General features: G+C 53.1%; 23 protein-coding genes. 5 read left to right on the top strand and 18 right to left on the bottom strand.

From position 1 onward, the window contains the following. Window positions 1-136 precede the first annotated feature (136 nt). From cdd to EVX52_RS10355, 7 genes are all read right to left on the bottom strand, one after another. A complete protein-coding gene (gene cdd / locus EVX52_RS10385) occupies window positions 137-1,021 on the bottom strand; it encodes a cytidine deaminase (protein WP_129991233.1) in 885 nt (294 codons plus the stop codon). Window positions 1,022-1,195: 174 nt separating this feature from the next. Next, window positions 1,196-1,930, bottom strand: coding sequence for an arginine ABC transporter substrate-binding protein (locus EVX52_RS10380; RefSeq protein ID WP_129952459.1), 735 nt, complete (start codon window positions 1,928-1,930; stop codon window positions 1,196-1,198). Window positions 1,931-2,160: 230 nt separating this feature from the next. Further along, a complete protein-coding gene (gene artM, locus EVX52_RS10375) occupies window positions 2,161-2,829 on the bottom strand; it encodes an arginine ABC transporter permease ArtM (RefSeq protein ID WP_129952460.1) in 669 nt (222 codons plus the stop codon). After that, window positions 2,829-3,545, bottom strand: a complete 717-nt coding sequence (gene artQ / locus EVX52_RS10370) for an arginine ABC transporter permease ArtQ (protein ID WP_129952461.1) — start codon at window positions 3,543-3,545, stop codon at window positions 2,829-2,831. The genes artM and artQ overlap by 1 nt, the downstream gene beginning before the upstream one ends. A 12-nt stretch (window positions 3,546-3,557) precedes the next feature. Further along, window positions 3,558-4,289: an arginine ABC transporter substrate-binding protein gene (gene artJ / locus EVX52_RS10365; protein ID WP_013574754.1), complete on the bottom strand. Its 732-nt coding sequence runs from the start codon at window positions 4,287-4,289 to the stop codon at window positions 3,558-3,560. A 47-nt stretch (window positions 4,290-4,336) separates the two neighbouring features. After that, window positions 4,337-5,065 (bottom strand): arginine ABC transporter ATP-binding protein ArtP, encoded by a 729-nt coding sequence (gene artP, locus EVX52_RS10360; RefSeq protein ID WP_129952782.1) that lies wholly within the window; start codon window positions 5,063-5,065, stop codon window positions 4,337-4,339. Window positions 5,066-5,274: 209 nt separating this feature from the next. Further along, the gene (locus EVX52_RS10355; RefSeq protein WP_129952462.1) at window positions 5,275-5,856 is read right to left on the bottom strand and encodes a lipoprotein; all 582 of its coding nucleotides are present in this window, start codon (window positions 5,854-5,856) and stop codon (window positions 5,275-5,277) included. A 188-nt stretch (window positions 5,857-6,044) separates the two neighbouring features. Between EVX52_RS10355 and EVX52_RS10350 the strand changes: the two genes are divergently transcribed. Next, window positions 6,045-6,371 carry a heavy metal-binding domain-containing protein gene (locus EVX52_RS10350; protein ID WP_013574757.1) on the top strand — a complete coding sequence of 109 codons (327 nt, stop codon included), beginning with the start codon at window positions 6,045-6,047 and terminating at the stop codon, window positions 6,369-6,371. 11 nt (window positions 6,372-6,382) lie between these two features. After that, window positions 6,383-7,216, top strand: a complete 834-nt coding sequence (locus tag EVX52_RS10345) for an N-acetylmuramoyl-L-alanine amidase (RefSeq protein ID WP_165383712.1) — start codon at window positions 6,383-6,385, stop codon at window positions 7,214-7,216. A gap of 22 nt (window positions 7,217-7,238) precedes the next feature. On the opposite strand, the gene EVX52_RS10340 is transcribed toward EVX52_RS10345, so the two are convergent. The 7 genes from EVX52_RS10340 to EVX52_RS10310 form a co-directional block, all read right to left on the bottom strand. After that, the gene (locus EVX52_RS10340; protein ID WP_129952464.1) at window positions 7,239-8,273 is read right to left on the bottom strand and encodes an NAD(P)-dependent oxidoreductase; all 1,035 of its coding nucleotides are present in this window, start codon (window positions 8,271-8,273) and stop codon (window positions 7,239-7,241) included. A 157-nt stretch (window positions 8,274-8,430) separates the two neighbouring features. Then, window positions 8,431-9,885, bottom strand: coding sequence for a DUF2867 domain-containing protein (locus EVX52_RS10335; protein ID WP_129952783.1), 1,455 nt, complete (start codon window positions 9,883-9,885; stop codon window positions 8,431-8,433). Window positions 9,886-9,969: 84 nt separating this feature from the next. Continuing rightward, a complete protein-coding gene (ltaE, locus tag EVX52_RS10330; RefSeq protein WP_129991232.1) occupies window positions 9,970-10,983 on the bottom strand; it encodes a low-specificity L-threonine aldolase in 1,014 nt (337 codons plus the stop codon). Window positions 10,984-11,058: 75 nt separating this feature from the next. Then, window positions 11,059-12,780: a ubiquinone-dependent pyruvate dehydrogenase gene (gene poxB / locus EVX52_RS10325; protein ID WP_129952466.1), complete on the bottom strand. Its 1,722-nt coding sequence runs from the start codon at window positions 12,778-12,780 to the stop codon at window positions 11,059-11,061. Window positions 12,781-12,959: 179 nt separating this feature from the next. Then, window positions 12,960-13,973, bottom strand: coding sequence for an NADH oxidoreductase (gene hcr / locus EVX52_RS10320; protein WP_129991231.1), 1,014 nt, complete (start codon window positions 13,971-13,973; stop codon window positions 12,960-12,962). 6 nt (window positions 13,974-13,979) lie between these two features. After that, a complete protein-coding gene (hcp, locus tag EVX52_RS10315; protein ID WP_129991230.1) occupies window positions 13,980-15,632 on the bottom strand; it encodes a hydroxylamine reductase in 1,653 nt (550 codons plus the stop codon). Between the two features lie 165 nt (window positions 15,633-15,797). After that, window positions 15,798-16,697, bottom strand: a complete 900-nt coding sequence (locus EVX52_RS10310) for a lysine exporter LysO family protein (protein ID WP_129952469.1) — start codon at window positions 16,695-16,697, stop codon at window positions 15,798-15,800. A gap of 189 nt (window positions 16,698-16,886) precedes the next feature. On the opposite strand from EVX52_RS10310, the gene EVX52_RS10305 reads away from it, so the two are divergent. Next, window positions 16,887-18,620, top strand: coding sequence for an ATP-dependent endonuclease (locus EVX52_RS10305; protein ID WP_129952470.1), 1,734 nt, complete (start codon window positions 16,887-16,889; stop codon window positions 18,618-18,620). Here EVX52_RS10305 and EVX52_RS10300 read toward each other — a convergent pair. After that, window positions 18,617-19,606: a VirK/YbjX family protein gene (locus EVX52_RS10300; RefSeq protein WP_129952471.1), complete on the bottom strand. Its 990-nt coding sequence runs from the start codon at window positions 19,604-19,606 to the stop codon at window positions 18,617-18,619. The two genes, EVX52_RS10305 and EVX52_RS10300, sit on opposite strands and share 4 nt — an antisense overlap. Window positions 19,607-19,898: 292 nt before the next feature. Beyond that, complete coding sequence (gene cspD, locus EVX52_RS10295; RefSeq protein ID WP_015696601.1) at window positions 19,899-20,120, bottom strand: cold shock-like protein CspD; 222 nt, start codon at window positions 20,118-20,120, stop codon at window positions 19,899-19,901. A gap of 393 nt (window positions 20,121-20,513) precedes the next feature. On the opposite strand from cspD, the gene clpS reads away from it, so the two are divergent. Continuing rightward, on the top strand, window positions 20,514-20,834 hold the full coding sequence (gene clpS / locus EVX52_RS10290; protein ID WP_013574769.1) for an ATP-dependent Clp protease adapter ClpS: 321 nt from the start codon (window positions 20,514-20,516) through the stop codon (window positions 20,832-20,834). 27 nt (window positions 20,835-20,861) lie between these two features. Then, window positions 20,862-23,144 carry an ATP-dependent Clp protease ATP-binding subunit ClpA gene (gene clpA, locus EVX52_RS10285; protein ID WP_120506948.1) on the top strand — a complete coding sequence of 761 codons (2,283 nt, stop codon included), beginning with the start codon at window positions 20,862-20,864 and terminating at the stop codon, window positions 23,142-23,144. Window positions 23,145-23,365: 221 nt separating this feature from the next. On the opposite strand, the gene infA is transcribed toward clpA, so the two are convergent. Beyond that, on the bottom strand, window positions 23,366-23,584 hold the full coding sequence (gene infA / locus EVX52_RS10280) for a translation initiation factor IF-1 (protein ID WP_002211347.1): 219 nt from the start codon (window positions 23,582-23,584) through the stop codon (window positions 23,366-23,368). A 93-nt stretch (window positions 23,585-23,677) separates the two neighbouring features. After that, window positions 23,678-24,412, bottom strand: a complete 735-nt coding sequence (aat, locus tag EVX52_RS10275; RefSeq protein WP_129952472.1) for a leucyl/phenylalanyl-tRNA--protein transferase — start codon at window positions 24,410-24,412, stop codon at window positions 23,678-23,680. Window positions 24,413-24,455 lie beyond the last annotated feature (43 nt).

The raw sequence follows: 24,455 nt of genomic DNA, 5'->3' as shown, positions 1-24,455 counted from the left end.
GAATGTTGTTTTTTATATTTCGGAGCGGTGAGGGTAACAGAGAGGAAATAAGTATTACAAATGACAAATGTAATGAAAATGTTATGTAACTAAAGACTCCGGAAACGGAGCCTTTAGTGTTAACCGGCTCACATTATCAGCAGGTCAGCGTGGTGATATCTTCGCAGCCCAGCGCTGTTAAGGTGGCACGCGTAGCATCGTTTTGAGTGATCAACGCTTCTTTTTGTTCAACCAGTATTGCCCGGCGAACGTTGTGGCAATCTTCCCCTGACATATTCAGCAGGATTAACGCGGCTTGCAACGGAGGAAGGCCCGGGTTGAACGCGGCATTTTCGGCATAACGTCCCCCGAACTGCTTACCGTTGTGCGTTTCCAGCGCCACACCGCTGTGTGACTTACTGTAAGGTGCATGACTTTGATTGCAGGCATCCAGCGCAATAAGTGCCAGGGAGTCAGCATCTTTCAGTGTATAACCGTGGTTTACCTGGTCCATCAGCAGGGTCGTGATGTCCAGATCTTTCGGGCCAAAGGAGTGCGGCAAATAATCGCCAAGTGTTGCCACATCACGATCGGGCAGATGAATATCCAGTGCCGTGCCGCTGGCCAGCTCATTCATAAACTGGCGGCAATGGCCGCAGGGGGTGTAATTCACGGTAATCGACACCAGACGGGTTTCACCGCGCAACCAGGCGTGGGTTACCGCTGACTGTTCTGCATGCACTGTCTGTTGCATGGGGGCACCGGCAAACTCCATATTGGCACCGAAATACAGGTTACCCGACGTGCCGCGCGCCACTGCGCCCACATTAAAATGAGAGATAGGTGTAACGGAGCAGGCCGCGGCCAGAGGCAACAGAGCAAATGCCAGCGCGCCATCGTCCAGCCCGGTCGCCTGTTTTATCTGCGCAACGTCAGCCGCAGTGAGCATTGCCGGGAAGTCATCATGTCGCAGAAACGGCTCAAGGGCGGAGGATAAATTTTCAGGGAGTGCCGCAAAGGCGGTGTGAAAACGTGCGTGCATAAACATTCGATCTCGCAGTGATTACGGTTGAACAGTGTAAAAGTCATTCCATGAATGTAGTGTGACGAATATCACTTTTTAGATGTAATAAGTTCTGCTTCGTTGCATATTTGGGAGATATTACGCATAACAGCCGCCTTTTCAGACGACTGTTAAAAGAGATTTAAGCGGGAATCAGTGAGCCGGGAACCACTTGTCATTGATCTTTTGGAATTCGCCGTTGGCTTTAATTTCTTCAAGTGCCGTGTTTAGCTTCGCCAGCAGTGCCTGATTATCAGGGCGCACTGCCATACCAACGCCGGTACCAAAGTATTGCGGATCTTTAATCAGTTCACCGACTTCACCCAGGTTCGGATTGGATTTCAGCCAGCCGTTCAGGACCGCGGTATCCCCTAACAGTCCGTCCAGACGACCACTCTTGAGATCCAGAATCGCGTTCTGATAGCTGTCGTAGCCGACCGTGGTGATTTCAGGATGCTTTTCCATCAGGTATTTCTGGTGTGTGGTGCCATTCTCCAGGCCGACGCGTTTACCTTTCAGGTCTGCAACAGAAGCGAACTTGCCTTTCGGCCCGATGATCATCGCGGTGTTGGCATAGTAAGGCTGGGTGAACGTCACCTGTTTGCTGCGCTCTTCGGTGATATCCATACCGGAAATAATCACATCGAAACGACGGAATTTCAGTGCCGGGATCAGACCATCAAACGGCTGATTGGTGAAAGTACAGGTTTCCTGCATTTGCTTGCACAGCGCTTTCGCCAGATCGATATCAAAACCAATAATCTGGTTATCAGCTCCGATCGATTCAAACGGCGGATACGTGGCGGAAGTGCCGAAACGAAGAGTATCAGCGCCGGTGGCAGCAAAAGCACTGGCAGACAAGAGGGCAGCGAGGATCAGCTTTTTCATGCAATACGTTCCTGTTTAAAAAATGACATTCCCTTCTTGGTACAGTTTACTGATTTTATTACTCTAATCTGGCAACTGGCAGGAAGTGAGACCGTCTGATAAAGTGCCACTAAATGAATTTATATGCAATAAAATTGATTAAAAAACTATAAAAATGGAATGAGGCTGGTTTTCAGACACAAAAAAGGGACGATTTCTCGTCCCTGCAGAGTGCTATCTGGCTATCAGTATCAGTTGCGACGTTCAAACGCCAGGGCGCGACGCTCAATCAGGCGCATCATCAGGGTCAGCAACCCGTTCACACAAAGATAAACCACCCCTGCGGCACCGAACACCATCACGTCATAGGTCCGCCCGTACATCAGCTGACTGTGGCCCATCACATCCATCAGCGTAATGGTGTAGGCCAGCGAGGTACTTTTAAACACCAGCACCACTTCGTTAGAATATGACGACAATGCGCGCTTAAAGGCATAAGGCAACAGAATGCGCAGGGTCTGTGGTTTAGACATGCCCAGCGCTTCGCAGGATTGCCACTGACCAGACGGAATGGCACGTACCGCACCCGTAAACAGCTGTGTGGTATACGCCGCGCTGTTCAGCGCCAGCGCAAACATCGCACAAAGCCACGGCTGCGACAGCACCTCCCATAACCAGGGAATCTCCCGGATCGACGGAAACTGACCGGGGCCGTAGTAAATCAGGAAGATTTGCACAAGCAACGGTGTACCGGTAAACAGCGTGATGTAACCTTTGACGATCTGGCTGGCAATCTGCACTTTCAGCGTCAGCATAACGGTGAAAATCATCGCCAGCAGCAGCGCCACAAGCAGCGCAGCCACGGTCAGCGTCAGGCTGGTGTGCAAACCTTTCAGAACTTCAGGTAAATATTCCCACATCAGGAAGCACTCCGTTCAAAGCGTGTGGTACGCAGTTCGATGCGTTTAATCACGAACTGGCTGAACAGGGTGACAAGCAGATAAATACACGCCGCAATCACATACCAGGTAAACGGCTCCTGCGTGCGGGTGGCAATGCTTTTGGTTTGCAGCATCAGATCATTGACGCTGATAAGCGACACCAGCGCGGTATCTTTAAGCAGAACCAGCCACTGATTACTCAGCCCCGGCAACGCATGGCGCCACATCTGCGGCATGATCAGACGGAAGAAAATCGCCGATTTTTTCATGCCCAGTACCTGACCGGATTCCCATTGTCCTTGCGGTACGGCTTTCAGTGCACCGCGCAGAGTCTGTGAAGCGTAAGCCGAATACAGCAAAGAAAGCGCGATCACCCCGCACACAAACGGGCTAACTTCGAAGTTCTCAATGGGCAGTTTGACCGGAATAGCGAACAGGCCGAGATTGATATTAAAGCCGTCAGCCAGCACCATCAGCAGTTGCGAGGAACCAAAATAGATGAACAGCACCACCAGGATTTCCGGCAGACCGCGCAGCACGGTTACCCACGCGGTGCCGAGCCAGCTAAGCGGCTTCCACGGCGCGGATTCCCAGACGGCGAAGATCATCGCCAGCACCAGGCCGAGGATCAGCGCACAAACGGCAAGGCCGACGGTCATCCCGGCGGCGCTTGCTAAAGGTTGGAATTCAGTCATTGATAGGCAAACTTATTGCTGGAACCATTTTGAATACAGCGTCTTGTAAGTGCCGTCTGCTTTCACTTTTGCCAGAGCATCATTCAGTTTAGTCAGCAATTCCGTATTGTTCTGACGAACCGCAACACCCAGGCCGGTACCGAAGTAGGTCGGGTCAGTGATTTTGTCACCCACAGCGGCCAGATTTTTGTTTTGTTTCAGCCATTCGTTCACCACGGCGGTGTCACCAAATACGGCGTCCAGACGACCATTTTTCAGATCCAGCACGGCATTCTGATAGCTGTCGTAAGGAACAGCAGTGATTTCAGGGTGCTTATCCATCAGGTATTTCTGATGAGTCGTGCCGTTTTGCATACCGACACGTTTGCCTTTGAGTGCTGCAACGTCAGTGAACTGACCAGAATGGGCGATGAAAATCGCAGAGTTGTCATAGTACGGGTTGGTGAAAGCCACTTGTTTCTGACGTTCAGGCGTGATGTCCATGCCGGAAATGACCGCGTCAAAACGGCGGAACTTCAGGCTTGGGATCAGGCTGTCGAATGCCTGATTAGTGAACGTACAGGTCGCCTGCATCTCTTTACACATGGCATTAGCCAGATCGACGTCAAAGCCCTGGATCTGATTGCTGGAGTCTACAAACTCAAACGGAGGATAAGACGCTTCCATCGCGAAACGGATGGTATCAGCAGCGCTGGCAGACAAACTGACGGTAGCCAGAACCGCGGCAATTACTAATTTTTTCATCGCAAACTCCGTAGAAACATCAATCAATATATTGATAGAAAGACCGTTTAGTGGGAAAGGTAGCTGGCAAACTCTTTGGTTTGCGGCTGTGCGAAAACGGAGGCATCGCCTTGCTCGACAATGCGGCCATTTTCCATGTACACCACGCGGCTGGCGGTTTTACGCGCAACTTCAACTTCGTGGGTCACGATAACCTGAGTAATGCCGGTACCGGCCAGTTCGCGAATAATGCTGACGATCTGGGCGGTGATTTCCGGGTCAAGCGCGGCGGTCGGTTCATCAAACAGCAGAACCTGAGGCTCCATCATCAGCGCACGGGCAATAGCCACACGCTGTTGCTGGCCACCGGAAAGATGCAACGGAAAACGATCGGCGTAATCGGTCAGACGCAGACGGGTCAGCAATTTCTGGGCACGTTGCATCGCGACCTCTTTTGTCAGCCCCAGTACACGTATCGGGGCTTCCAGTAAGTTGTCGAGCACGGTGCGGTGTGGCCACAGATTGTATTGCTGGAAGACCATGCCGACATTCTGACGCAATTCGCGAACGGCTTTTTCATCCGGCTTGCGGGTGAAATCGAAGGTGTTACCGGCGATCTGCAATGTACCCGAACGCGGCATTTCCAGCAGGTTCAGAACCCGCAACAGGGAGCTTTTGCCTGCACCACTTGGCCCGAGTAAAACCAGAGTTTCACCGGCGGGGCAGTCCAGCTGAATGTCAAAAAGCGCCTGATGCACGCCGTAGAAGCAGTTGATGCTATTTAGTTGAATACTCATGCGCAAATAGTGAATAGCCATTGATGCCGCAGATGGTAACTTCCACAGCATAGTTATGCAACGATCGCGGCTTAAAAATTATGTGTTGCCGCAGGAATGCCAAAGTCTAGCACAACATGTTGTTGCGTAATTGTAGGGTACATGTTGAACGGCGATGAAATTCATTGCCGTCCAACATGATGCATACGCTTTTTTACATAAAGAAGGGATTACTGATGTTCTAAAACCTGGCGCAGTGTGCCGCTGGAAGCGAAATCGAGATTTGCCATGTACCGCACATCATCTACCGTCCAGCATTTACCCTCACGGACCATCAGCACTTCATCTTTCCAGCTTGTCGATGCGCCTTTGTCTTTTTCATGCGTGAAGGTGACTCGCAGGGGAATGTTACGGGCGTCGGTATTCGGAATGCTGGAGGCGCTGTCAACGGAGGCCGATGTCGGGCCATCAAACAAGCTGGAGAAAATGTCGCCGTCACCTGAGCCAGCACCGGTTTTTTCGTTCGGTGAGGCGGCGATATCCACTTTCGGCTGCGACTGCGCTTTCAGCAGCGCATCATACAAGGCAGTGCTCAGATAAGGGCGGTACGCGGCAAGCTGGCTGGAATTGGGTAATCCACTGCCGCCTTGTTTGATGCGAAAATCATAAAATTGCTGGGCAACGCTGTCAGGGCCGCCGTCGACACAGGGTGCGGTGCGGCTACCAATATCCTTATAGGCAGGTTCTACCGTGGTGCAGGCACTTAACATCAGCACCAGCGGGATGACGGCGACGAGAGTTTTCTTTTTCATTGTATTCCTTACTGAAAGATTGAACATTTTCACCATGACGTTCTTTACCATACAGTATAAAACCGATTTGGCTTAATGCATGGCGATGAGAAAAACAGTCACAGGCAATAACCGGATCGCGCGCGCAGGGTTTATGCTATTAATGGCATTATTGCCAGGATCTGGACGACAACTGATAAGGAATACTCATGCAAATTTCTACCACCCCGACTCTCGAAGGTTTCACCATCGCTGAATATTGTGGCGTAGTCACGGGCGAAGCGATTTTAGGGGCGAACATCTTTCGCGATTTCTTCGCGGGTGTACGCGATATCGTTGGCGGACGTTCCGGCGCTTATGAAAAAGAGCTGCGTAAGGCGCGTGAGATTGCTTTCCGTGAACTGGAAGAACAGGCCAAAGAGCGGGGGGCAAATGCGGTTGTCGGTATTGATATTGATTATGAAACCGTGGGCAAAGACAGCAGCATGCTGATGGTCAGCGTGTCCGGCACCGCAGTGATTGTGCACCGCAAATGATCTGCCGACGTATGAAACGTGGCCTGCTGACTGCCGCATTGTTCATGCTGGCCGGTTGTCAGCACGCCGGCCAGCAGAACGCTGATGCGCCGTTCCGGCTGGAAACGGCGAGACAGGCGCAGGGCGCGGATCAGCGGATACGTTTTCTGGTGATCCATTACACGGCGGAAGATTTCAACAACGCATTAAATACGCTTACAGATGAGCACGTCAGCGCACATTACCTGATCCCGGCACAGCCGCCGCTTGAAGAGGGTAAACCGGTGGCGTGGCAACTGGTGCCGGAAAATATGCGCGCCTGGCATGCCGGCGTCAGCGGCTGGCGCGGGCGAACCAATCTCAATGATACGTCCGTGGGAATAGAACTGGAGAACAAAGGCTACAGTAACGCTTTGCTCGGCAAAAAATTCTACCCTTTCCCGCCCGGGCAAATCGATTTACTGGCTAATCTGAGCCAGGAAATTGTTGCGCGTTATCAGATAGAACCGCGCAATGTGGTGGCGCACAGTGATATCGCGCCGCAGCGCAAAGATGACCCCGGCCCGCTGTTTCCGTGGCAGGAGATGGCCGAACGCGGTATTGGCGCGTGGCCGGATGCGGCGCGTGTGAATCAGTACCTGGCGGGACGTAATCCGCTGCAACCTGTCGGCCAGGCGCAGTTGCTGGCGTTGCTGAAAGCGTACGGATATTCAGTGGAAGATAATATGACGCCGCGTCAGCAGCGTCGTGTGATTGCGGCATTCCAGATGCATTTCCGCCAGAATGATTATCGTGGCAATGCGGATGCTCAAACCGAAGCGATTGTCCGGGCGTTATTACAGCAGTTTCCGGATAAGAACGACTGACATCAGCGGCTGAAGATGTCGGTCAGTCGCGTTTCGGGCCGATGCCGTGCAACCCCTGAAGTTTACCATGATCACGCAGCCAGTCGGCGGTACGGATTATTCCCTGATCGAGTGAAATCACCGGCACATAGCCCAGCTCTTTCTGCGCACGCTGTGTGTCGAGCGTGAGATCAAAATTCAGTTTTGCCACGCTGTAATGCGTCAGCACCGGTTCTTTCTGCGAGCTTTTGCTGATGTGCTCCATACCCCGGGCCATCATATCCAGCAGCGGATACGGCACTGAACGGATGCGGTATTTGATATCCAGATTTTCCATCAGCTGTTTCACCAGCGTACGCAGCGGACGCGGTTGCTGATTGGTGATATTGAATGCGCGGCCAGATTCTGTCGCCTGTGATTGCGTCGCCAGCCACATGGCATGCACCGCGTTCCCGACATAGGTCATGTCCACCAGCGCTTCACCGCCGCGAGGCAACATCAGCGTTCCGCCATATTTCAGCATTTGCAGTAAACGCGGCAACATCACGTTGTCATGCGGGCCGAAAATACCCTGCGGGCGCAGAATCGTAAAATGCGTGTGTGGATTAGACAACGCCAGCGTGTGGATCACCTGTTCTCCGGCGGCTTTACTGCGGGCAAAGGAGTTGGCGAAACGGTGGGGGCGAAAGTCTTCCTGGATATCGCGGTGATGGTGAAAATCGAAGTAGATGGCCGGTGACGAAATATGCACGAAGTTTTCCACGCCATACGCGGTGGACCATTCGCCCAGACGTCGTGTGGCGCGCACGTTCGCCAGCTCGAATTCCTGTTCACTGCCCCACGGTGACGTCAGCCCTGAGCAGTGCCAGACGGTATCGATGTCTGCCAGCAGGGCTTTGGCCTGAGCAGACACCAGCGTGGTGAGATCGGCGTGAATGAATTCTGCGCCCATTTTCTGCAAAAGCGAGCCCATGGCGGCATTACGGCCCGTCGCCCTGACTTTGATGCCTTTATTTCGCAGAAACTCAACGGCATTTCGTCCAAGACCGCCACTTGCACCGGTAACCAAAACCTTCATATACAGGCCAATGCCTTCAAAAATAGAGAAAAATAGTTTTCAGCGTCAGGGGCTCTGGCACCCCTGAGCAATAAGGGTGCCATTCTTTCGTGAAATTGTGCGGGTTGCAATGGGAAAGGGGGAAAGCTGTGTCTGAAAGCAGATTAAATGACCCTCTTTAGCGTCCGCAACGGTCTTTCTGCCGGGCAAGGCTGGCGATGCGTTTTGCCATGCCACGAAAAATAAACTGATGAGCGGGCATCATACTGAACCAGTAAAGCAGTCCGCTGAACCCCGCCGGATGCCACCATGCACGCACATCCAGGCTGCGGCTTTCACCGTTGTCGGTAATCGTGAAGGTTAAACGACCGAGTCCCGGTGCCTTCATGCCAAATAACAACGCCAGTTCCCGCTGCGGTTTCAGCCCGATGACTTTCCAGCCATCAATTTTATCGCCGGGTTTCAGGAAATCCCGTTCAGGGCGGCCATATGTCACGCCACCGCCCAGTAAATCGTCGATCCGTGCCCGCGTTTTCCACAAGCCGTTGGCATAGAAATACCCTTCAGCGCCCCCGGTTTGCTGAATAACTTTCCATAATGCAGCTTTTGACGCCGACGTTTCCAGGGTGAATCCCGCCTGTTTCGGATAATAACCGTAGCCAGGCCGCCAGCGCGCGCGCGCGTCAGGATCGTATCCCCAGTCCGGCGAATCCATGATTTGTTGCTGTTCTTTTTCCAGCGTACTGCGGATCGCCTCATCAATGGGGATCAGAGTCTGCGGTATCAGCCTTTGCAGTTTCTCACTGTCGGCGGGCAGATCGTGGTTCAGCCCCTGGATCAGCGCTTTTGCCAGCGACGTGGGAACGGAGGTGATCAGGCTGAGAAAATATACCGAAACAAAAGATGTCGGCAGGGGAACGGGGATCAGCCAGCGGCGTTTACCGCTCATCGCAATGAAGCGTTTAAACAGCGCCTGATAACTGAGGTATTCCGGTCCTGCAGCCTCCAGAATCTGATTCTCTGTGGCAGGCTGCGCTACCAACCCCTGTAGGTAATTAAGCAGATTTTCCAGTGCGATAGGCGAGGACTTCGAGCGAACCCAGCGCGGCGGTGTCAGCACCGGCAGGTTGTATACCATGTCACGCATGACTTCAAAGGCAGCAGAACCCGCACCAATCACAATGCCGGTACGCAGTTCTGTCACCGGGATCGTGCTCATGCGCAGTAAATCACCCGTCAGCTTTCTCGCCTGCAAGTGCGCAGAATGGTTACCTTCGGGCTGCATCGAGCCGAGATAAACAATGTGCTTAATGGAGGAATCTTTCAGTGCAAGAAGGGTGTGCTGTGCCGCCTGCCGTTCTTTTTCGAGTAAATCATCATCTTCTGCCATGGCATGCACCAGATACACCAGTACGTCAGCGCCTTCGAAGGCGGCAGCCAGCGTTTTACTCTGATAGACATCCGCGAAGCAGCAGCGCACGTTTGGCCATTTTTGCTGTTGCAGCCATTCGATACGACGCGCGGCTGCTGTGACCTGAAAACCTTGCCGGCTCAGATGTGCCGTCAGATGTTGTCCGATATACCCGCTGGCACCGAGAACGACGATCCGGCCAGTGTGTGTGGTGATTGGCATTTCCATTTGCTCGGTCAGTGTAAGGGAGATAAAGCAGAAAGTACGGCGATACCGGGCAGGCATCGCCGCCAACCGGTCAGACTGTCAGGCGTGCTGATGCAGGAATTCCTGCCACAGCGCCACGACTTTTTGCAGATCTTCACGGCTGATATTGATATGCGTCAGCACCCGTGTGACCGGTCCCGCACTGATGATCACACCGCGTTCCTGCATCCATGGCCCCATTCGGGCTGCCAGTTCCGCGCTTTGTTTAATGTATAACACATTGGTTTGCGCACCGGGCTCAGCGATTTCAACGCCGATTTTACGCAGTTCCTGTGCCAGCCACTGTGCATTGTCGTGGTCGTCTTTCAGACGCGCAACGTTATTTTCCAGTGCGTAAATCGCCGCTGCGGCCAGAATACCGGACTGGCGCATACCGCCGCCGGTCATTTTGCGCCAGCGGTTCGCACGCCCGATGTACTCCTTGCTGCCGACCAGCAGGGAACCAATCGGCGCACCCAGACCTTTCGACAGGCAGATGGTCAGGGTGTCGCAATACTGGGTTATCTCACGCAATTCTACGTTCAGCGCCACTGCCGCATTCATGATGCGCGCACCGTCGATATGCAATGCCAGCCCTTTTTCGCGGGTGAAAGCGAATGCTTTTTGCAGGTAATCCAGCGGAAGCACTTTGCCGCTGTGAGTGTTTTCCAGGCTGAGCAGGCGGGTGCGGGCAAAATGGATATCATCCGGTTTGATAGCGGCAGCGACTTTATCCAGCGGGATAGAACCGTCAGCATCCATGTCCAGAGGCTGCGGCTGAATGCTGCCAAGCACCGCAGCGCCACCCGCTTCGTACATATAGTTGTGGGCTTTCTGACCCACAATATATTCTTCACCGCGCTGGCAATGCGTCAGTAACGCCACCAGATTGGCCTGCGTACCGGTCGGTAAAAACAGCGCGGCTTCTTTACCGCACAGTTTTGCTGCCATGTCCTGCAAAGCGTTGACCGTCGGGTCATCGCCGTAGACATCATCGCCGACTTCAGCGCGGGCCATAGCCTGACGCATCGCTTCACTGGGGCGGGTTACGGTATCACTGCGTAAATCGATCAACGTGGCTTCCTTCTGGTAATTGCCCCTTAAGGGGCAGGTATGATTATTTAATCATGCACTATAGCCCTGTCGGGGTTATCGCAGCCAGTTGGTTTTTGCCAGTTCAATCACTTCGTCGCCGCGACCGCTGATCACCGCGCGCAGCATGTACAGGCTGAAGCCTTTGGCCTGCTCAAATTTGATCTGCGGTGGCATCGCCAGTTCCTCAGTGGCGGTGATCACATCAATCAGCACCGGTCCTTCGTAAGCGAACGCATCCTGCAGGGCGGTGTCGATGTCTGAGGCTTTTTCGACACGAATGCCTTTGATGCCTGCGGCTTCGGCAATGGCGGCGAAATCCGGATTTTTCAGCTCGGTGCCATCCGTCAGGTAACCGCCGGATTTCATTTCCATTGCCACAAAGCCCAGTACGCTGTTGTTGAAAATGATGATTTTCACTGGCAGTTTCTGCTGTGCCAGCGTCAGGAAATCGCCCATCAGCATCGCAAAGCCGCCGTCACCGCACAGCGCAACCACTTGCCGTGAACGGTCGATGGCCTGTGCGCCAATCGCCTGCGGCATGGCATTGGCCATCGAGCCGTGGTTAAACGAACCGAGCAGGCGGCGCTGGCCGTTCATTTGCAGGTAACGGCAGGCCCAGACGGTTGGCGTGCCGACGTCGCAGGTGAAAATCGCGTCCGAAGCGGCGAAGCGACTGATTTGCTGCGCAAGATATTGCGGGTGGATCGGCTGCTTGTCGTTTGGCGTCGCCAGCCCGTCGAGGTCTTTGCGGGCTTCTTCGTAATGCCTGAGCGCCTTGTCGAGGAACTTGCGCTCATTTTTCACCTGTAACTGCGGCAGCAGTGCGGTGAGGGTCGATTTGATGTCGCCGACCAGCGCCATATCCACATGGCAATGTGCGCCGATACTGCCCGGATTAATATCAATCTGGATGATTTTGGCATCGGTCGGATAAAACGCCCGATACGGGAATTGCGTGCCGAGCAGGATCAATGTGTCGGCATTAAGCATGGCATGATAACCGGAAGAAAAACCTATCAGCCCGGTCATACCAACACTGTACGGGTTATCCCACTCGATATGCTCTTTGCCGCGCAGGGCATGCACCACCGGCGCTTTCAGGGTTTCCGCCAGTTTAATCACTTCGTCGTGCGCACCTGCGCAGCCGCTGCCACACATCATCGTAATGTTGGTTGCGCCGTTCAGCAGTCCGGCCAGCTTTTCCAGTTCTGCCGGCTGCGGGGTCACTTTTGGCAAGACGGGCGGATACCAGCTGACTTTGGCATCTTCCGGCGCGGGCCTGAGCGCCACGTCCCCCGGTAATACGATGACTGAGACACCACGGTTAAGAATGGCTTTGCGCATGGCGATTGCCAGTACCTGAGGAAGTTGCTCGGGATTACTGATCAGTTCGCAGTAATGACTGCATTCACGGAATAACTCGGTGGGATGGGTTTCCTGAAAGTAACCGCTGCCGATTTCACTCGACGGGATATGTGCGGCAATGGCGACCACCGGGACGTGATTGCGATGGCAATCGAACAGGCCGTTGATCAGATGCAGGTTACCGGGCCCGCAGGAACCGGCGCAAACCGCCAGTTCGCCGGTAATTTGCGCTTCGGCACCGGCGGCAAAGGCGGCCACTTCTTCATGGCGCGTGCCCAGCCATTCGATGGTGCCCATGCGGTTCAGACTGTCGCTTAGCCCGTTCAGGGAGTCGCCGGTGACGCCCCAGATCCTTTTTACGCCTGCGGCTTCAAGAGTTTTTGCCAGATATGACGCTACGCTCTGCTTCATCTTTATATCCCTCGGTGAATTTCATAAAAAAGACTGGATTAAGCATAGTCCACTGATTACATCCTTGAATGTTCAGTCTTAAACCATACAAAAATACACAGAGGAGGGAGGTGAAGATTTGTAAATCTGCCCGAGCAGACTGTAAAAAGCCATGTGCGGGCAGACGGCAGGTGCGGGGATCAGGCGAGGGTGACGTCCCCCTGAAGCTGACAGCTACAGGCCAGCACATAACCCTGAGCGACTTCCTCATCGGTCAGCGTCATGCGGCTGGTCGTCTGATAATCACCGGAAAGTATGCGGGTTTTACAACTGCCGCATACACCTGCACGGCAGGCCGCGGTCACCGGTAAATGATGCTGTTCCATGGCAGCCAGTAAAGCAGAGCCCACCGGTACGCGGTAATTCTGTAAGGGTTTCAGGCAGGTCAGCGTCAGTTGCTGATCAGCCGATATTTCAGTTTCCGCAGCCTGAAACTGTTCCTTAATGATATTTTCTGACGTGGTGCCCAGTGCTTTTGCCCATTCTCCGGCCAGTTGCATATAAGGCGCAGGGCCACAAATCATTACCCGGCGTTCACTGATATCCGGCACCTGACTGTGCAGCAAGTCCTTGCTCAGACGCCCGGCGATGTGCCCCGGTGCGGCATCATGTTCCGCCAGGATAGTCAGGTTTAGCTGTGAATATTTAGCCGCCAGTTGCTGCCACTCTTCGGCAAAGATAATGTCCTGCGGACGGCGCACGCTGTAAAAAACTTTTACGCTTTGTGCCGGATGATGCGCCAGAATATCGCGTGTAATCGACATGACCGGCGTCACGCCACAGCCAGCCGCCAGCAGTAATAAAGGCTGTTCCGTGTCACAGGTAAATTCCCCCTGCGCATCGCTCAGCCAGAGATAATCACCGGCTTTTATCTGCTGTGTCAGCCATTGCGAACTTTCACCGCCTTCAATGCGTCGTACCGTCAGTTGAATAAAACGGCTCTTGCCCGGCGTGGAGGACAGCGTGTAGGCACGCTGTATGTCGCCACTCTGACCAATATTCACCAGTGCAAACTGGCCGGGACGATAGGGATACACATCGTGATTAATCAGCGACAGCGTGCGGACATCCGGCGTTTCCTGCGTCACGGAATATACCTGCATACGGTTCTGGCACAATGCGGTCGGCTGATCGGGAAATAAGGGAAAATTCATTTCAGCTTACTCCGGCAACATGGTTTTCAGATCCTGCTCAACCGAGGTAATTGCACGCAGGCCAAATTTTTCATTCAGGATCGTCAGCAGGTTTTCGGTAAGGAAGGCCGGTGCTGTCGGGCCGGTGGCAATATTTTTTACGCCCAGTGACAGGAGGGTCAGCAGGATCACGATCGCTTTTTGTTCAAACCACGACAGCACCAGGCTCAGGGGCAAATCGTTCACGCCGCAGCCTAATTTCTCGGCCAGGTTCACGGCCAGAATAATGGCGGAATAAGCATCATTACACTGCCCGACGTCCAGCAGGCGAGGCAGGCCTTCAAGTGTACCGAAATCCAGTTTGTTGAAGCGGTATTTGCCACAGGCCAGCGTCATGATCAGGCAGTCCTCGGGGACGCTGCGTGCCAGATCGGTGAAGTAGCTGCGTTCACCGCGGCTGCCGTCACAGCCGCCGATCAGGAAGATGTGGCGCAGTTTTTTGGCGGCAACCAAATCAATCACGGTGTCTGCCGCGCTGAGTAATGTCTGGCGGCCAAAGCCGACGGTAATTTCCTGCTCAATTTCGCTGTAACGGAAGCCCGCAAGCTGCAACGCCTGCGCAATCACCGGTGCAAAGTCTTCACCTTCCAGATGTTGTACGCCCGGCCAGCCGACGATGCTGCGGGTCCAGATCCGGTCGCCATAATTGCCGACGTTCGGGTCAATGATACAGTTTGAGGTCATGACGACAGGACCAGGGAATTTAGCAAATTCCACCTGCTGATTTTGCCAGCCGCTGCCATAGTTACCGGCCAGATGCGGGAATTTTTTCAGTTCGGGATAACCGTGCGCCGGCAACATTTCGCCGTGAGTGTAAATGTTGATGCCGGTGCCGGCAGTTTGCTCAAGCAGCATCTGCAAATCTTTCAGGTCGTGACCGGAAATCAGAATTGCTTTGCCTGCCAGCGGACGGACGTTGACTGCCGTTGGTTGCGGATGTCCGTAAGCGTCGGTTTCGCCTTTATCCAGAATGGCCATCACGCCAAAGTTCATTTTGCCGATAGCCATCGCGTTTGCGAGCAGTTCGCCCATGTCCGACGGTTGTGTGCCCAGCCAGGCCATCAGACGATGATATTCGGCGTAAAGGGCGGTATCAGACTGACCCAGAACATGCGCGTGTTCCATATACGCGGCCGCACCTTTCAGACCATACAGACACAGCATACGCAGGCCGTGAATGTCATCGCCTATCTGCGCTTTGTCACCGTTGAGCGCAAATTGCCCGGCCTGTTGTTGCAGCTCGCTGAGGTTATTGCTGACCAGTTCCAGTGAGGCGAGGGGGTGACTGACGGTGACTTGCGGATCCGTCAGACGGCAGCGGACAGCCAGCGATTCGCGGTAAAGAATGGCTTCCCGGGCATACCCGACGATACGCTCAGAATCGAAGTTTACATTGGTCAGTGTGGAGAAAAAAGCGCGGGGCGCGAAGCTGTCGATCTCTTCATCGATGATGCCATAGCCTCGTGCGGTCAGTGCCCAGGCGGATAACCCTTCTAACACCGCAACCAGTAAATCTTGTAAATCAGAGGTTTCTGCCGTTTTGCCACACATACCCTGCGCATACGCGCAACCATTGCCCGCCGGGGTACGGACTGTTTGTTCACATTGCACACAAAACATAAGGAGGTCCTTTTAAAGTTGCATTTGAAATGCTTGTTTTAATGCAAGCCTAGAACCGGCTGAGACAGAATTGAAGGGATTTTTAAGACAAAGTGATGCGGAGTTGATTTATCGCAATTTTTGAGGGAGTTTCCCGCTGCACAACGGCAACGGGACGGGCAGGGGTCAGGCAGAGAAAAAGGCCATTAAGACCGGGGCAATCAGGCTGAGGATAAATCCGTGTACCACGGCCGGAGGCACCATATCCAGCCCGCCACTGCGCTGTAATACCGGCAGGGTAAAGTCCATGGATGTGGCACCGCACAAGCCAAGTGCCGTCGAACGGCTGCGGCGCACCAGTGTCGGGATCAGCATAATGGCGCAGAGTTCGCGGGCCAGATCATTAAAGAAGGCCGCGCTGCCAATCACCGGTCCGAAAGAATCCGTCAGCACGATGCCGGAAAGCGAATACCAGCCATAACCGGAGGCGATGGCCAGCCCGGTTTTCAGTGGTAAACCCAACAGCAGAGCGGCAAGAGCGCCGCCAGCCAGTGCGCTGAGGGCCACCACTATCGCCACCATCATGCCGCGCCGGTTCAGGATAATCTGACGCAGGGTCATACTGCTGTTACGCAGTTGCAGACCGACCAGTGCCAGCAGGAATAACAGCGCAATTTCACTGGCCTGCGACGCGAAAGTCAGCCAGTGCCATTGTGTCAGACCCAGGGCAAAACCGCCGACCACCACGCCGCACAGTTTCAGTGATTCCAGCGCCATATGAATGCGGGACGGTAATTTTTCCTGTTTATACTGTGTTTTCCAGGGCCTGCGGCGTTCCAGCAGCCACAGCGCGGCATAGTTCATCACGAAGATGCACAGGAAACTGACGGCGGCATATTTGAAAATCAGTACCAAATTCGCGCTGAGGTTATCGAGGAAAGCCAGACTGACGCCCATAATGAACAGGATGACGTACACCATCCAGCTCAGTAACTGGTTTACAAGATGCAACAGGGCACGGTTTTTTAGCGGAATGAGATAGCCGGCAATCAGCGGCAGGAGAATAATTAACAACCCGGAGTACATGATGCAAAAGTCCCTGAAAAGTGAGGTTCCGTGAGTAGAGCGCAGTACAGAAAATACCGCCCGCCACGCTAACGAAAAGTTATCTGACTGTAAAGCAGCTTTGGCACACAGAGATATCGTTGTGAGCTTGACCTGAACCAATTTTTAACGCCATGCTCAGGAAAGCTTTGAGCGCACAGGAGGCGTCTGATGTATCTGGAACGTATTGATATTGTCGGTTTTCGCGGGATTAACCGCCTGTCTTTGACGCTGACGCAGCCCGCGCAACGTGGCGCATCGATCACCGGTTCTTCTCATCAGGGGCAGGCCGAATCCTTTCTGACCAACACGGTGTTAATCGGCGAGAATGCCTGGGGGAAATCCAGCCTGCTCGATGCGTTAACTTTGCTGCTTTCTCCCGAACCCAAACTGTATTGCTTTAAGGAGGAGGATTTTTATTTCCCGGCGGGCGAAGAAGAATCTAAATCACAGTATCTGCACGTAGTGTTTACCTTTTGTGAGAATCAGGCCGGGCATCACATGTCGCCCCGTTTTAATCCGCTGTCACCGCTCTGGGTTAAATGTGCTGACAAACTGAACCGTATTTATTACCGGCTGGAAGGTGAACTGGACGATGATGGCAGTGTGATGACGCTGCGCAGTTTCCTGTCGTCGAATGGTCAGCCTTTAAACCTGGTGACAATAGATCCGCTGGCGCAGGCGCTGATCCGTCTGAATCCGGTATTACGTTTGCGCGATGCCCGCTTTATCCGTCGCCTGCGCAGTGAAACACTGGCACCAAGGCTGGCAGCCAATAATGAAGAACTGGCAAAACAGCTGGATGAACTGACGCGCGAGTTGGTTCACAGTCCGCAGACCCTGAAAAACAGCGAGCTGCGCAGCGGCCTTTCGGCGATGCGACAGTTGCTGGAGCATTATTTTGCCGAGCAGGGCACTTCCAGCAGCGCGCCGTGGCAGCAAAAGCGTCATGGCCGCGCGGAGAGCCGCCGTGCCTGGCGTTCACTGGATAACATCAATCGTATGATTGCCGAACCCAACAGCCGCAGTATGCGGGTGATGTTGCTTGGCATGTTCTCGACATTATTACAGGCCAAAGGCTCGGTGGTACTGCACCCGGATGCACGGCCGCTGTTACTCATTGAAGACCCCGAAACCCGTTTACATCCGATCATGTTGTCAGTGGCCTGGGGATTACTGGATCAGTTGCCATTGCAACGCATTACCACGACCAATTCCGGTGATTTGCTGTCGCTGGTGCCGGTTGAGCAAATATGCCGGCTGGTGCGTGAGTCCGGTCGCGTCGCGGCTTACGCCATCGGGCCGGAAGGGTTAAGCATGGAAGACAGCCGCCGCATCGCTTTCCATATCCGCTTTAACCGCCCCTCGTCGTTATTCGCCCGGTGCTGGTTGCTGGTGGAAGGCGAAACCGAAGTCTGGCTGCTGAATCAGCTGGCGCGCCAGTGCGGCTATCATTTTGAATCGGAAGGGATCAAGGTTATCGAGTTTGCGCAGTGCGGCCTGAAGCCTTTGCTACGCTTTGCCCGGCACATGGGTATTGAATGGCATGCGCTGGTCGACGGTGACGAGGCAGGGCGCAAATATGCGGCAACTGTGATTGCTAATGTCGAAAACCACGACGATACGCTGCGTTACCGTCTGACAGCGTTACCCACTCAGGACATCGAACATTTCCTGTATCGTGACGGTTTCGAAGACGTTTATCGCAAAAATGCGGCGATACCGGCCAATGTGCCGATGTCGCCGAGAAGAATTATCGATAAAGCGATTCACCGCAGTTCGAAACCGGATCTGGCGATTGATGTGGCACTTGCGGCGTCACTGAGGGGAACCTCGTCGATCCCTGCGCTGTTGCGGCAAATGTTTTCCCGCGTGGCATGGCTGGCACGCGGCAGGGCAGATTAAGCAGCCTGGCTGTTTTCAGTCAGCACCGGATGACCATGACCGCCGGAGAAAGTTTGACGGATCTGCGTTTCCAGATCGTCTAACAGCTGGTAACGGCGACGGTATTCCGAGCGTCGTTTACTGGCAATTTCTTCCAGCGGGCGGTGGGCAATTTGCGACGGTAAGTGGAAGTAGCCATCATCGCCCGGTTTGGCGTCCAGGGTTTCCCAGAAACTGTCGTAATCGGCAAACACCATTCCTTTGCGTTTTTTGTAACGCGGATTTTCATAGATATGGGTGTGATTACCCACCGCGATGATTTGCTTCATGCCAGTCACATCCGCAAGGGTGGTCAGTGCTTCAATCACCAGGCGTTTAGGGAATAAGCCGTGGCAGGCTTTGGTCGCAGTCTGAATTTCCTGATGATCGACATGCGCGCGGGGTCCCTGCAATGCACCGATGAACAGCGTCGGACGGTCCTGATAGTTGATAAACGAGAACGTCACAATCGCAATCGGTTCACCCTGAGGATTATTAAAGGTCAGCGTGGCTTCCCCTTCTTTATCCAAACGGCTGATGGCATTAAAAGTGACAGAAAAATGCTGTCCTTCTTTGCCGGTCACCGTGGCAATGGCCATCGTTTTTTTATTCAGATAGCCATGATTAATCGCTTCAGGCAGACAGTGGCCAATCATATCGTAATGATCGGTGATACGTTTCATTGCCTGTTCCTGCGTGATATTTGCTGCCTGATATACCCGGTGTAATTTACACGGCAGGCCTGGCATCGCGGTCAGGATCTCGTCGCGCTGCGGGTGTTGTGCCAGGTAACTGAGTAATCCGAACGTTCTGTACGGATTGATCAGCGTGCGGAAAAGGAATTTTAAGCGATAGCGCGGTAATTCCCATGACGGCCCGGGCGTTATCTGACGGGAGAGCAATGCTTTCATTAACTGAAGGCCGGAAAGTGGCGCCTTTTCTACGGAAGGGTAGCCGAAAGTAGTCATGGAAATACCTGTTGTTATAAGCCAGAGTTTTGTAGTGGCTATTTCATCAGGCCAAGAATAAACGGGTGTACAACGGCGTGAATTAGGGAGAAATAGAACGTGATTTGTTGAGATTATGTTTAGACTTACTTCGTTATATGTCATGTCTTAGCAATTGGTGTCTAAAAAATGTACTTTTTTTCACGCTGAGGGCTTGAAGCCGGAAGCATTCTCCCCCATAAATGAAAATGCCAGTCAGTGATTGACCGGCATTTGCAGTTGAAGCGTTATCTGATGCGTGATGCTGAACCGGTCAGGCGACCGCTTCACTTTCCACCGGGATAATGAGACTGGCATGATTCCCCTTTGGGCCTTCATGAACGTCGAAATTGACCTGCTGGCCGGCCTTCAGTGTCCGGTATCCCTCCATCTGGATAGTGGAGTAGTGAGCGAAGATGTCTTCACCGCCATTTTGCGGGCAAATGAAGCCAAAGCCTTTAGCATTATTGAACCATTTAACAGTACCCGTCTGCATGCTTCTACATCCCTCTCATGACTAGTCTGGTAGTAAATAGATAAAGCCAGTTGAGTGAGCACGAAGGCCGGAACACAGCGGATAAGCGTCTGTTCAGGCCGGCTTAAACTCCGTTCAGCTCACGAATTTACACTCTAGTGGAATAGAGTTAGACGTCAAGGAAACGGCATTTGTGGCGGGGGAGCAGATAACCAAAGTTTGAAGCAGGTAACGCTATTGACATATTTTGTTAATTTTCGACCAGCGTTATCTGATGCACGCAGACATTTTGTGCAGCGGCAAGGTGAGGCCAGAGATGGTAAAATACAGGAATAACAGCGTGAGGCTCTGCAGAAGGCCTTCCCGTTTATGTATTTGGCTTCCAATACGATCTTCACAGGTGATGAACAGGCAATGGGTAACAATCAAGACTGGTTAAATTTCGAACATTTGGCGGCGGATAAGCAAAAGGATGAGGTAAAACCGCCATCTATGTATAAAGTTATATTAAACAACGACGATTACACTCCAATGGAATTTGTGATTGACGTTCTGCAAAAGTTCTTTTCTTATGATATTGAACGTGCAACGCAACTGATGCTCCAGGTGCACTACAGAGGTAAAGCGATATGCGGCGTTTATACCGCCGAAGTCGCGGAAACCAAGGTCGCACACGTAAATGAGTACGCCAAGGAGAATGAGCATCCGTTGCTGTGTACGCTGGAAAAAGCCTGATTAAGGCAATCTATTTGGGAGGTGCCTATGCTCAATCAAGAACTTGAACTCAGTCTCAACATGGCTTTCGCAAGAGCCCGTGAGCACCGGCATGAGTTTATGACCGTGGAGCACCTGTTGCTGGCACTGCTCAGCAACCCTGCTGCCCGTGAAGCGCTTGAAGCTTGTACAGTGGATTTAGTGGCCCTGCGCCAGGAACTGGAAGCCTTCATCGAGCAAACCACACCTACCTTACCTGCCAGTGAAGAAGAACGTGACACCCAGCCTACGCTGAGTTTCCAGCGCGTTCTGCAACGTGCGGTATTCCACGTGCAATCTTCTGGCCGCAGTGAAGTGTCCGGCGCCAACGTTCTGGTCGCAATTTTCAGCGAGCAGGAATCTCAGGCAGCCTACTTACTGCGCAAACATGATGTCAGCCGCCTTGATGTGGTGAACTTTATCTCGCACGGTACCCGTAAAGATGAATCGGGCAGCCAGGCGCAAAACAATGCGGAAAACCCAGTTAACGAAGAACAGTCGGCAGGGGAAGATCGTATGGAGAACTTCACCACTAATCTTAACCAGTTAGCGCGTGTAGGTGGTATCGATCCGCTGATTGGCCGTGATAAAGAACTGGAGCGCGCCATTCAGGTGCTCTGCCGTCGTCGTAAAAATAACCCGCTGCTGGTGGGTGAATCCGGCGTTGGCAAAACAGCCATTGCTGAAGGGCTGGCATGGCGAATCGAGCAGGGCGATGTGCCTGAAGTCATGGCCGATTGTACCCTGTATTCTCTGGATATTGGTTCGTTGCTGGCGGGAACGAAATACCGCGGCGATTTCGAAAAACGTTTCAAATCTCTGCTCAAACAGCTGGAGCAGGATAAGAACAGCATTCTGTTTATTGATGAAATCCACACGATTATTGGTGCCGGTGCGGCGTCCGGTGGTCAGGTGGATGCGGCAAACCTCATTAAACCGTTGCTGTCGAGCGGTAAAATCCGGGTGATCGGTTCGACAACTTATCAGGAGTTCAGCAATATTTTTGAAAAGGACCGTGCCCTGGCGCGTCGTTTCCAGAAAATTGATATTACTGAGCCAAGCGTTGAAGAAACCGTCCAGATCATTAACGGCCTGAAAACCAAATACGAAGCGCATCACGATGTGCGTTATACCGCGAAAGCGGTGCGTGCGGCGGTTGAGCTGTCGGTTAAATACATTAATGACCGCCACCTGCCGGACAAAGCCATCGACGTGATTGACGAAGCAGGCGCACGCAGCCGGTTAATGCCGGTCAGCAAGCGCAAGAAAACCGTCAATGTCAGCGATATTGAAAGCGTCGTGGCACGTATTGCCCGTATCCCTGAAAAAACGGTGTCTGCAACCGACCGTGATGTGCTGAAAAACCTGGGCGACCGTCTGAAAATGCTGGTCTTCGGACAGGATCCGGCCATCGAAGCATTGACTGAAGCCATCAAGATGAGTCGTGCCGGTCTGGGTCAGGATCATAAGCCTGTCGGTTCATTCCTTTTCGCCGGTCCGACGGGTGTAGGGAAAACCGAAGTGACCGTTCAGCTGGCGAAAGCGCTGGATATCGAACTGTTGCGTTTTGATATGTCTGAATACATGGAACGTCATACGGTCAGCCGTTTGATCGGTGCACCTCCGGGCTATGTTGGTTTTGATCAGGGCGGTTTGCTCACGGATGCAGTGATTAAGCATCCTCACGCCGTCGTGCTGCTCGATGAAATCGAGAAGGCACACCCGGATGTCTTCAACCTGCTGCTGCAGGTCATGGACAACGGTACGCTGACCGATAACAACGGCCGTAAAGCAGATTTCCGTAACGTGATCCTGGTGATGACCACTAACGCCGGTGTTCGCGAAACGGAACGTAAATCGATTGGTCTGGTGCATCAGGATAACAGCCCGGATGCGATGGAAGAGATCAAACGGACCTTTACGCCGGAATTCCGTAACCGTCTGGACAATGTGATCTGGTTCAACCATCTGTCTACGGAAGTTATCCAGCAGGTTGTCGACAAATTTATCGTCGAACTGCAGGCGCAGCTGGATGCGAAAGGCGTTTCTCTGGAAGTCAGTGACGAGGCTCGCGACTGGCTGACAGTGAAAGGCTACGACCGTGCGATGGGTGCACGTCCGATGACCCGTACCGTTCAGGAAAACCTGAAAAAACCACTCGCCAACGAGCTGCTGTTTGGCTCACTGGTAGACGGGGGTTCCGTCTCGGTTGCACTGGATAAGGCTGCTGACAAGCTCACTTATCACTTCATGAGTGCGCAGAAGAAAAAACCGGAAGGTGCGGTGCATTAATTTTTCATAAAGCATGAAAAAACAAAAGGCGATGTGAAAACATCGCCTTTTTTCTTTCTGAAACTCTGTGTTTAATTGCAGTAATTAGTGAGGGGTTTCAGAAAGGATAATGGAACAAAATGCCGGATTGCGGATACCACAAAACGCCCTTGCAACAGCAGGAAGGGCGAAGAGGGTATCCTCAGGTATCGCCGGAAAATCAGCGATGAGTGAGCCGCTTATTAACGGCTACGGAAGACAATGCGGCCTTTGCTCAGGTCGTACGGGGTCAGCTCTACAGTGACTTTGTCGCCCGTCAGGATGCGGATGTAGTTCTTACGCATTTTACCGGAGATGTGAGCGGTAACTACGTGTCCGTTTTCTAATTCTACGCGGAACATAGTGTTTGGCAGCGTATCAAGTACGGTGCCTTGCATTTCAATGTTGTCTTCTTTGGCCATCGAATCCTCTAGGTCTAACTACCATAGTTTTTAACCGGCAAGATAATGCCGAAAAACCCACATTATGTAAAGAAGTATGGTCCATGACCGCACCTATTCCCTATCCTTCGGGAACACCGGCAGGTCTTCATCATGTGGGGATAAGTCTTGTGGCAACCAGCAATCCGGCGCTAACGCATGTTGTGAAAGTTCGGATAACTGCTGCAAAAATTGGCGGCGGGGGATCTCTCTCGCACCCAGCGACGCAGTGTGAGGGTTGAGCACCTGACAGTCAATCAGTTCTCCACCATTGCGGGAAAAATGTTGGCAAAAAAGCATAAGCGCGCATTTGGAGGCATTTTCCCGGCGGCTGAACATCGACTCGCCGCAAAATAATTTGCCAACAGAAACGCCATATAAACCGCCAACCAGCTCATCACCTTCCCAGACTTCTACCGAGTGCGCGCGCCCGGCTTCATGCAATTCCTGATACCCGCGCTGTACCAGCGGCCCGATCCAGGTGCCATCTTCACGCTGCATGGCGCAGGCATGAATCACCCGCTCAAACTGCTGATTGAGGGTGAAACGGAACGGCATCTTGCGCATAAAACGTTTCAGACTGCGGCTGGCATGGCGTTCTCCGGGAACCAAAATCGCACGCGGGTCAGGCGACCACCAGAGGATCATCTCTCCGGGCTCGAACCAGGGAAAAATGCCATGCTGATAAGCGGAAAGCAGACGGGGGGCGGTGAGATCGCCTCCGATAGCCAGCAGGCCATTCGGCTCCTGCAATGCAGTTTCAGGCGCCGGGAAATTCACTGAATTGGCCTCAAGCTTAACTAACCGCATAGATCTCCTTATCCGGCGGACAGGTCCGCCGTAAACCATAAAC

Source organism: Rahnella sp. CFA14(1/10) (assembly GCF_004195095.1).
GTDB lineage: Bacteria > Pseudomonadota > Gammaproteobacteria > Enterobacterales > Enterobacteriaceae > Rahnella > Rahnella perminowiae.
The sequence above is the reverse complement of the archived record's forward strand: the minus strand, read 5'-3'. Positions and strand labels throughout refer to the sequence as shown.

Excerpts from the sequence above, each read along its gene's own strand:
- cdd (WP_129991233.1), bottom strand. The coding sequence starts at position 1,021 with ATGCACGCACGTTTTCACACCGCCTTTGCGGCACTCCCTGAAAATTTA.
- EVX52_RS10380 (WP_129952459.1), bottom strand. The coding sequence starts at position 1,930 with ATGAAAAAGCTGATCCTCGCTGCCCTCTTGTCTGCCAGTGCTTTTGCT.
- artM (WP_129952460.1), bottom strand. The coding sequence starts at position 2,829 with ATGTGGGAATATTTACCTGAAGTTCTGAAAGGTTTGCACACCAGCCTG.
- artQ (WP_129952461.1), bottom strand. The coding sequence starts at position 3,545 with ATGACTGAATTCCAACCTTTAGCAAGCGCCGCCGGGATGACCGTCGGC.
- artJ (WP_013574754.1), bottom strand. The coding sequence starts at position 4,289 with ATGAAAAAATTAGTAATTGCCGCGGTTCTGGCTACCGTCAGTTTGTCT.
- artP (WP_129952782.1), bottom strand. The coding sequence starts at position 5,065 with ATGAGTATTCAACTAAATAGCATCAACTGCTTCTACGGCGTGCATCAG.
- EVX52_RS10355 (WP_129952462.1), bottom strand. The coding sequence starts at position 5,856 with ATGAAAAAGAAAACTCTCGTCGCCGTCATCCCGCTGGTGCTGATGTTA.
- EVX52_RS10350 (WP_013574757.1), top strand. The coding sequence starts at position 6,045 with ATGCAAATTTCTACCACCCCGACTCTCGAAGGTTTCACCATCGCTGAA.
- EVX52_RS10345 (WP_165383712.1), top strand. The coding sequence starts at position 6,383 with ATGAAACGTGGCCTGCTGACTGCCGCATTGTTCATGCTGGCCGGTTGT.
- EVX52_RS10340 (WP_129952464.1), bottom strand. The coding sequence starts at position 8,273 with ATGAAGGTTTTGGTTACCGGTGCAAGTGGCGGTCTTGGACGAAATGCC.
- EVX52_RS10335 (WP_129952783.1), bottom strand. The coding sequence starts at position 9,885 with ATGCCAATCACCACACACACTGGCCGGATCGTCGTTCTCGGTGCCAGC.
- poxB (WP_129952466.1), bottom strand. The coding sequence starts at position 12,780 with ATGAAGCAGAGCGTAGCGTCATATCTGGCAAAAACTCTTGAAGCCGCA.
- hcr (WP_129991231.1), bottom strand. The coding sequence starts at position 13,973 with ATGAATTTTCCCTTATTTCCCGATCAGCCGACCGCATTGTGCCAGAAC.
- hcp (WP_129991230.1), bottom strand. The coding sequence starts at position 15,632 with ATGTTTTGTGTGCAATGTGAACAAACAGTCCGTACCCCGGCGGGCAAT.
- EVX52_RS10310 (WP_129952469.1), bottom strand. The coding sequence starts at position 16,697 with ATGTACTCCGGGTTGTTAATTATTCTCCTGCCGCTGATTGCCGGCTAT.
- EVX52_RS10305 (WP_129952470.1), top strand. The coding sequence starts at position 16,887 with ATGTATCTGGAACGTATTGATATTGTCGGTTTTCGCGGGATTAACCGC.
- EVX52_RS10300 (WP_129952471.1), bottom strand. The coding sequence starts at position 19,606 with ATGACTACTTTCGGCTACCCTTCCGTAGAAAAGGCGCCACTTTCCGGC.
- cspD (WP_015696601.1), bottom strand. The coding sequence starts at position 20,120 with ATGCAGACGGGTACTGTTAAATGGTTCAATAATGCTAAAGGCTTTGGC.
- clpS (WP_013574769.1), top strand. The coding sequence starts at position 20,514 with ATGGGTAACAATCAAGACTGGTTAAATTTCGAACATTTGGCGGCGGAT.
- clpA (WP_120506948.1), top strand. The coding sequence starts at position 20,862 with ATGCTCAATCAAGAACTTGAACTCAGTCTCAACATGGCTTTCGCAAGA.
- infA (WP_002211347.1), bottom strand. The coding sequence starts at position 23,584 with ATGGCCAAAGAAGACAACATTGAAATGCAAGGCACCGTACTTGATACG.
- aat (WP_129952472.1), bottom strand. The coding sequence starts at position 24,412 with ATGCGGTTAGTTAAGCTTGAGGCCAATTCAGTGAATTTCCCGGCGCCT.